This is a genomic window from Flavobacterium sp. (assembly GCF_043778725.1).
Classification (GTDB): Bacteria; Bacteroidota; Bacteroidia; order Flavobacteriales; family Flavobacteriaceae; genus Flavobacterium.
This window is the reverse complement of the sequence record NZ_JAYWFT010000144.1, coordinates 1-8662: the sequence shown is the minus strand read 5'-3', so window position 1 is coordinate 8662 and position 8662 is coordinate 1. Positions and strand designations below refer to the sequence as shown.

Annotated in this window: 5 protein-coding genes; 1 reads left to right on the top strand and 4 read right to left on the bottom strand. The window is 32.8% G+C overall.

What is annotated here, in order from left to right:
- Nucleotides 1-305: 305 nt before the first annotated feature.
- The 3 genes from ACH2CG_RS13570 to ACH2CG_RS13560 form a co-directional block, all read right to left on the bottom strand.
- Nucleotides 306-827 (bottom strand): DUF4136 domain-containing protein, encoded by a 522-nt coding sequence (locus tag ACH2CG_RS13570; RefSeq protein WP_395066094.1) that lies wholly within the window; start codon nt 825-827, stop codon nt 306-308.
- Nucleotides 828-902: 75 nt separating this feature from the next.
- Nucleotides 903-2879: a urocanate hydratase gene (locus ACH2CG_RS13565; protein ID WP_395066092.1), complete on the bottom strand. Its 1977-nt coding sequence runs from the start codon at nt 2877-2879 to the stop codon at nt 903-905.
- A gap of 63 nt (nt 2880-2942) precedes the next feature.
- The gene (locus tag ACH2CG_RS13560) at nt 2943-3119 is read right to left on the bottom strand and encodes a DUF5522 domain-containing protein (RefSeq protein WP_395066090.1); all 177 of its coding nucleotides are present in this window, start codon (nt 3117-3119) and stop codon (nt 2943-2945) included.
- 125 nt (nt 3120-3244) lie between these two features.
- On the opposite strand from ACH2CG_RS13560, the gene ACH2CG_RS13555 reads away from it, so the two are divergent.
- Nucleotides 3245-3577, top strand: a complete 333-nt coding sequence (locus tag ACH2CG_RS13555) for a hypothetical protein (RefSeq protein ID WP_395066088.1) — start codon at nt 3245-3247, stop codon at nt 3575-3577.
- On the opposite strand, the gene ACH2CG_RS13550 is transcribed toward ACH2CG_RS13555, so the two are convergent.
- A complete protein-coding gene (locus ACH2CG_RS13550; protein ID WP_395066086.1) occupies nt 3567-8354 on the bottom strand; it encodes a hypothetical protein in 4788 nt (1595 codons plus the stop codon). The genes ACH2CG_RS13555 and ACH2CG_RS13550 overlap by 11 nt on opposite strands.
- Nucleotides 8355-8662 lie beyond the last annotated feature (308 nt).

The following is an 8662-nucleotide window of genomic DNA, read 5'->3' as shown; positions in this document are numbered from 1 at the left end:
CTAATAATTGTAACTAAATTTTTCATATTTGATATAAAATTAAAAACCTCCTAAAATTTAGGAGGTTTCTATATAATTAAATAAAACAAAATCTCCTATTCCATTTCTGGAATGATAATAATTGAGACGATATTGTTGTTTGTATTTTGCATTTTTGTTATTTGATTTACAAATGTATATTCTTTTTTTAATTTTAAATTATAAAATTGAAAAATCTTATAATTTTTATTAAAAAATCAGTAATAATGATATAAAAAAAGATATTTATTAAAAATAAATCTATTTATTGATCATTTTACAATAAATTATTTTTTTGGTGTTGGTGGATATTGCGCTAGAATTTTATCTACAAATTCTTTTATTCTTTGGTCTTTCTTTTCTGTATCTTTTGTTAAATACCCAATTCCTTCACCTTGCCAAACTAATTCTTTTGTTTTTGCATCTATTAAATCAATGTATAATGTTCCTTCTTGAGTTCTTATAACGTTAGTATTATTCGTTCCCCAATAAGGATTCCAACCCCATCCAAATCCGTTGTGGTTATAAATATCAACCCTTTCGTTTTCTTTAGTGAAGATGCTTATTAAAATAGTTGGTGTTTCACTTTTGGTATAACCTTTAGCAATCATAGACTCGTCTATTGATCTCAAAATTCTTTTCTTATCTAAATCTGATATTTCAACTTTATCAATGGCACTTTTTAAGTATGCATAGGTTTTATAACCCTCAAAATTGGCTTTTTTGTCGTAATCAGAGTTTACACTCACCGAACTGCAAGAAGTAAGAATGAAGAGTAGGAGTAACGGTAAAATTTTAAATGTTTTCATAGTATTTTATTTTTGTGTTTCAAGTTTATGGCTTCAGGTTTGAAAGGTTAGAAAGATTTGACTTGAAACCTGAAACTAGAATAATGATTCGTCCACTATATTAGGGATGGTAATTTTCAATAAAGGTTGCGTCTCCATGGCTCTTTTTATTGCAAAAATTGCGCCTTCGTTTCTTGCCCAACTTCTTCTGGAAATTCCGTTGTTTACATCCCAGAAAAGCATTGATTCTAAACGTTTTGATGCTTCTTTAGTTCCATCAAGAACCATACCAAAACCACCATTTATAACTTCACCCCAACCAACGCCACCACCATTATGAATGGAAACCCAAGTTGCACCGCGAAAGCTGTCTCCAATAACATTTTGAATGGCCATATCGGCAGTAAAACGTGAACCGTCATAAATATTGGAAGTTTCTCTGTAAGGCGAATCTGTTCCTGAAACATCATGGTGATCACGACCTAAAATTATGTAGCCAATTTCGCCACGAGCAATAGCTTGATTGAATGCTTCGGCGATTTTAATTCGACCTTCGGCATCGGCATACAGAATTCTTGCTTGCGAGCCAACTACCAATTTATTTTCTTGTGCGCCTTTAATCCATTGAATATTATCTGCCATTTGTTGTTGGATTTCTTCAGGAGAATTCTTCATCATTTCTTCCAGAACATCGCAAGCAATTTTATCAGTTTTGGCTAAATCTTCAGGATTTCCTGAGGCACAAACCCATCGGAATGGTCCAAAACCGTAATCGAAACACATTGGTCCCATAATGTCTTGAACGTAGCTGTTGTATTTGAAATCGATATGATTTTCTGCAAAAACATCTGCTCCAGCACGAGAAGCTTCTAGTAAAAAGGCATTTCCGTAATCGAAAAAGTATGTTCCTTTTTCGGTATGTTTATTAATTGCTGTAGCATGACGGCGCAATGTTTTTTGGACTTCTTCTTTAAATTTGTCAGGATTATTTGCCATTAAATCATTTGATTCTTGAAAGGTATAACCTATTGGATAATAACCTCCAGCCCAAGGATTGTGGAGAGAAGTTTGATCGGAACCTAAATCGATGTGAAGATTTTCTTGATCGAAACGTTCCCAAACATCGACAACATTCCCTAAATAAGCAATAGAAACAATTTCATTATTTTCCATTGCTTTTCTAACTCTTGGAACTAATTCTTCGATATTTTCAAATACTTCGTTAATCCAACCTTGCGAATGACGAATGTGTGTGATTTTCGGATTTACTTCGGCACAAACGGTTACGCAACCTGCAATATTTCCTGCTTTTGGTTGTGCGCCGCTCATTCCGCCAAGTCCAGAAGTTACGAATAATCCACCTTTTGGCGATTTTTTTATTTTTCTAAATCCGTTTAAAACGGTTATAGTCGTTCCGTGAACAATTCCTTGCGGACCAATGTACATATAACTTCCAGCGGTCATTTGTCCGTATTGCGAAACGCCCAAGGCATTCATTTTTTCCCAATCATCAGGTTTAGAGTAATTTGGAATTACCATTCCGTTAGTGACTACAACTCTTGGAGCTTCTTTATGTGAAGGAAATAATCCCATAGGATGACCAGAATACATAGCCAAAGTTTGTTCTTCGGTCATTGTTGCCAAATACTGCAAGGTCAATAAATACTGAGCCCAATTGGAGAAAACGGCTCCGTTTCCGCCATAAGTAATTAATTCATGTGGATGTTGTGCTACTGCATAATCCAAATTATTTTGAATCATCAACATTATGGCTTTTGCTTGTTCGCATTTTCCAGGATATTCCGAAATTGGTCGAGCATAGATTTTATAATCTGGACGAAAACGGTACATGTAAATTCTTCCGTAGGTTTCAAGTTCAGCTTTAAATTCTGGAAGTAATTCTGCATGATGTTTAGCATCAAAATAGCGTAAAGCATTTTTTAAAGCCAATTTTTTTTCTTCTTGTGAAAGAATTTCTTTGCGTTTTGGAGCATGATTTATTTCGATTTCATATGGTTTAGGATTTGGTAAAACCGATGAAATTCCTTGAAGTATTTGTTGTTGAAAAGTCATATTTGAGTTTATAAGTTTAAGAGTTTAAAAGTTTAGAAGTAATTTTCTAATTAACTAATTTTCTCATTTTCTAATTGTATTTGTTTTTTTATCAAATCCGTATGGGCAATGTCGGCAACCACTTTTGCAACAATAACCACGTTTTAAGTGGTGTTTTTCGGTAAAACACCGATAGCCTTCTGGAGTTAGGTAATAGTCTTCGCCTTCTTTTAAATTATTTGGATTCAAATCTTCATTCATAACTACAAATCGCCTTAAAAATTTTATTTTTAATTTTTCTCAAAATTAAATATTTTTAACCAAGATTACTTCTTTCCTTTGGTAAAATATAATTTAAGAGAAGAAATTTAGCAACTTTGCAGGATATGATTCTAATTGTTTTTAAATATTTAACGCCAAGAGGTTTTCGAGGATTGACTTTTTATCCGTTTGTTTTTTTGGCTGATAAGAATGATAAACTAAATAAAGTCTTTCTTAATCATGAAAAAATTCATATTCGACAACAATTGGAATTGTTAATAATTCCGTTTTATGTTTGGTATTTATTGGAGTATTTGTTTCGATTGGTTCAATATAAAGATAAATTTAGTGCTTATAAAAATATTTCATTTGAACGAGAAGCTTATGCAAATGAAAAAGACCTTGATTATTTAAATTCAAGGTCTTTTTGGAGGTTTTTGCAATTTATCAATATATAACTTTTTGATTTACAACAACTCCGCTCTTTAATTTAATTTGTAAAAATAAGGTGCTGTTATTTTTTATTAAATTTGAAATTGTAAAAACATTAGAATTAATTGTGTTGTATGTTTCTAATTTTTTACCGTTTACGTCGTATACTGTTATAGATTCGATAATTTCTATACTTGAATCAATACTAATATTTTCATTAGCAATTACTTTTAGAACGTTAGATGTAGGCTGGGGTTTAATAATTGATGCATCGTTAATGTACACAATTTTAAATCTTTCATTTAAAGTTCCGCTCATAGTTGTGAAACGATAAGGTGCAATTTTTAAATCATGTATAATGTCTAATTGCTTGTCCTTTAAATAAATGTTTTGGAAATTAAATAATCCATCAATTCCTGCTAATGCTATATTGTAGGTTCCAGCATTTTGAATATGAATTCCAATTGGTACTTCGTCATTTGTGTTAAAAGGTAATTGTCGTCCTTGAATTAAATATTTTTCATTACTGTTTATTAATGAATAAATAGCCATTGATCCAGTATTTAAAGTCTTACAGTCAAAAAAAGTGTCTTTGCCCATGGTTGCTCCTTGAATATATCCAAATAAAGTTCTATCTGAAGTGTTGTTAGAATCTATAAGGTCAAGCCAAATTCTATTTCTTACTATATTTTCAACTTCAATTTTTTTAGAGAAATTATTAGTTTCTTCATCACGATAAAAAAGACTATTGTCAAATGTTGCGCTTCTTAAACTATTATTAAAAACAATGGTATTACTTCCTGTTGGCCCATCTTTCATTTGAACAAAAAAGCCTTGACCTGCACCAATAAATAAATCGGCAGGTGCTGCAGGACAGCAACTTGATCCTGTAAAATTATAGGTAAAATAATCTCCTGGATTATAGTTGTAAACAAAACTGTTGTAGAAAGGACTTGCTATATTAGAAGGTAAAGTTCCGTGCGTCCAAAGTCTTATATTTCCTTCAATTTTCGAATTGTTATTGAATAGAAATTGACTTCCTCTTATAGCTGATGGGTATGGATTTCCTACTAAATTCCAATTATCACTAAAATTATTTATTTCTGTTCCGTTTGTTCCTTGATGGTATATTGTGTTTTGGTCTGCTCCTCTAGAAATGGTATAATTTATATTTCCGTTGTTAGGAACTCCAGTAAAACTTCCGTTTAAAGCAGTAAATGTAGTAGGGCTAAAACTACTTGGTCCTCTTACAATATAACCTTTTGCTGGTAACATTGTGTCTCCTGTTGCATTCTCCCAATTACCTTGACCTCCATTTGGATTAGATATTATAGGATTCCAACGCCAAATAGGCCCAGAAACTAGTGGTGAAACTATGTTGTTTACGTTAAATCCAGCAACTGGTGAAGACCAATATACATAGTCTAAACTTCTAATATTGTTAGCTGTTCTTTTGTAAATTATATTTCCTGTATTGGCAACATTATTAACTTGAATTAAACTTGCAGAATTCATAATTAAAAATGTTCCAGTTGCTTGAACGTTAACCCAGTCAGTAACGGTAATATTGTTATTAGAATTTACAGTTAATGTTGCGCTATTATAAATTGACAATGTTCCTGCCAAACCATTATAATTGGATCCAGAAATTATAGGATTATTAGCTGTTACAGGAATTATTACACAGTCACTTGAGTTAGGTATTGAGTTGTTTGGTGTCCAGTTTAAAGGCTTGTTCCAGTCGCTGTCAATAAATCCATTCCATGTTTTTCTATTACTGATAATGATTGTTGTTGGGTCTGTCAAGTCTAAAGTTGTACCATTACAAAAAATATAAGAAACTTTTGCAGTGTATGTTGTCGTCGCAGATGGACATACATTTATTATATTAGTGTTTCCAATTACTGCTCCAGATGTACCTATTCCTTCATACCAAGTTACAGAAGTAATTGATGTGCCCGATGGAATAAATCTCCATGCTTCATTAGTAGTAGTCCAGTCAGCATCTGTTGAATTTCTGTTGGGAGCAACTACAGCTTGAGTTCCAGTTGAGTTTTGAACACCAACAACTGCATTTCCTGAATTCCATGATGCGCAAACATTTTTTTCTTTTATATAAACTTCTATAATGTTAGTGTTTTCATATAAAACTATCATGCCTGTATAAAGTTGTGAATTACATGCTGATGAAAACATTGGTATTTCGAACCAAGAAGCAACTAATGCTCTACATCCTGAGTTTAATGTTATTAATTCCCAACCAACTTCACCGCCTTTGCTTGGATCAATATCATGGTAAGCGCCAAATATTGTGTTTAAAAATAAGGTAGTGCTTGGAAGATTGTTAGCGAATGACCAAGTTGAATAGCCGCTAGGAGCATTGCTAGTTTGGTCAAAAGTTAATGATCCGTTAGAACCAATTAGACATTGACTGTAAGTGTTTCCATAATAGCAAAAATTGAAAGGTAAGTTTATTGTTGGTGACCATACATCGTCAACATTTATACTTACAGAGTTTTGAAGGCATCCAAATTGATATGGAGGATTATAAGCTATGGATTGAACACTATAATTTGTTGTTTGTCCAAGTGGAAAATAATTAGCTTCTAATGAAGTACAGGTTGATGCAGTACAATTTATAATTGGAGCAGGATCTAATCCGTTTAAGGCTAATCCGCCTGCAATATTTGTTGGACATCCCATACTTGAAGTTCCTAATCCAGTTCCAATATTGCAAGGAGTTGTGATACAGATATTAAAAATTCCTTGTCCGCTTGCATTTGCATTACTATAAACTCTAATAAAATAGGTGGCTCCAATAATTAAACTTGAAAGAGTAGTTGTCTCTATGCTAGAACCAGTTGTATTATTAACACAAATTAAACTTGTTAAACTACTACAGTTTCCATTAAAAACTTCAAAAACTGCATTGTTTAAAGTAGTAGGAGTTACGGTTATAGTGTGATTTATATCTGTTGCTGTGAATTGAAACCAAACATCGTCATCGGCATTTCCGGCACATCCAATTTGAGATTGTGTAGCGCCAAGAGAATTAGTTGAGTTGTTTATTGTGCATGTTACTGTTGGATTAGTAGCCAAAGAAATTGCTCCGCTACAATTATCATTTGTTGGAGGTAAAGGGCTTGTTACACATATACCAAAAGTTCCATTATTATCGTTGCCATATTCCCAAAATCTTATATAGATAGTTTGTCCTGGCGTTAATGCAGTTATAGTAATAGATGGCATTAGACCATTATTACTTGAATCATCGTCACAACCTATTGATGTCAATCCTAGACAATTACCCGAGTACAATTCCATTCCACCGTCGGTTATTATTCCTGTTTGTGAATCAATTGTTAAGATACCATTTGAAGGTACAACTGTAGAAAACCATACATCGCCGCCAGAATAACTAGAGCATGAAGGAGCTGGTGATCCAATACTAGTTGTAGCGCCAGCATTAGAAAAAGTAACATAGTTGCATGCGCTTGAAGCAGATAACGCAATAGCATTGATGCAATCATCATTTGTTGGAGCACTTAAAGGACAATTTAGGCTGAAACTAATGGTTCCTCCTGTCGCGCTTTCTGGATCAAGAAGTATGTAATATTGAATTCCGGCGGACATTGTAAACTGCGGACTTGTTGCCGCTCCTGACATATCATCAATACAAGTCCATCCAGAGTTGTTGCATCCCAAAGAAGCTAATTTAAATTGATAATCAATAAAAGAAAAAGAACTAACTTGGCTGATGGTATAATTTCCTGTTGATGTAGGAGTGAAAGTATAAATTTGTTCATTCCCTGGTGTTGTCCAGCCGCAAGAGGATGGGTTGTAAATTCCTGTTCCTGAGGCAATTGTTGCATTAGTTGTTGTTCCGCATGAAGCAATATTGGGTATTGAAGTACATGGATTACTTGGTATTGAACAAGTTCTTGATATAGTAAATGTTCCAGTTGTTGTATTTCCGCTTGCATAATAAGCAATGTAAATGTAATAATTATTACCCAAAGTGGTTAAGAATGAATACGTTTCTGTTCCGCTGGATAAAGCTACATCTTGACAAGAAATATTTGTTAAAGAACCACAAGAACCACTAGAAATTGACATTTCTATATCATAACTTGTTGTTGTTGCCAAAATTGTAGCATTATTTCCATCACCAATAAAAGAATACCAAACGCCATAGTTTGCCATAGAACAAGCAGTTCCGTTGATAATGTTTGTTGTGCCTACTGTAGTTCCGTTTAGGTTTGTTGTACCGCAAGGTAAATTTGTTGCTGAGCTACACGAGTTATTAGACGGTGATGAAGAAGCATAAATACATATTGTGCCAGTCATGTTATTTGCAGAATTATTATTAGTTCTCATAATACGAAGGCTGTAAGTTGTATTAGGCAAAACAGTTGCTGCAAGAGAAGCATTGGCAGAGTTAGGGACAATACAAGCAACCTGAACTAATGTATTACAGGCACCAGTTCCAGAATAAATGGCCAATCCCATTTGTCTATTACTTGTTCCGTCAATTAGTATTGAGGTTGTTGTTGCGTTTGTAGTGAAACTATACCAGCCATCTCTATAAGACGTGCCAGAACACGGAATTCCACCATCATTATTGTATGAACTTAGAACGTTATAATTAGTAGTACTACAGCTAGAACCAACTGTTAATACAGTTGCAGAAGAGCATGTGTCAGTTTGAGCAGTTAAGTTTATTGAAAAGAGAAGAAAAAGGTTGGTGAGAAAAAGTAAATAAGTGCCTTTTTTTTTAGATATTATACGTAGAGATTTATTCATATTTTTAGATTAATATTTCAAAAATATTAAAAAAATAATATAATCATATATATAAATGTTAATATTTTTAATTATTGTTATTTTGTTTGCAGTTGTTAAACGTCATAAATAGAGTGGTAGGGCATTGAATCATCATTTTTTTGGTTTTTTATAACGATAATTAATTTTTTTGTTTAATTTTATAGACTAAATAATTGATTATGAATAAGTTTATATTTTTCAGTTTAGCTTTGTCAAATTTATTTTTAACAAACAATTTAGTTGCTCAAGTATTTGTGAGCAACAACAGTTTTATTTACAATAAAGGA

Excerpts from the sequence above, each read along its gene's own strand:
- ACH2CG_RS13555 (WP_395066088.1), top strand. The coding sequence starts at position 3,245 with ATGATTCTAATTGTTTTTAAATATTTAACGCCAAGAGGTTTTCGAGGA.
- ACH2CG_RS13570 (WP_395066094.1), bottom strand. The coding sequence starts at position 827 with ATGAAAACATTTAAAATTTTACCGTTACTCCTACTCTTCATTCTTACT.
- ACH2CG_RS13560 (WP_395066090.1), bottom strand. The coding sequence starts at position 3,119 with ATGAATGAAGATTTGAATCCAAATAATTTAAAAGAAGGCGAAGACTAT.
- ACH2CG_RS13565 (WP_395066092.1), bottom strand. The coding sequence starts at position 2,879 with ATGACTTTTCAACAACAAATACTTCAAGGAATTTCATCGGTTTTACCA.
- ACH2CG_RS13550 (WP_395066086.1), bottom strand. The coding sequence starts at position 8,354 with ATGAATAAATCTCTACGTATAATATCTAAAAAAAAAGGCACTTATTTA.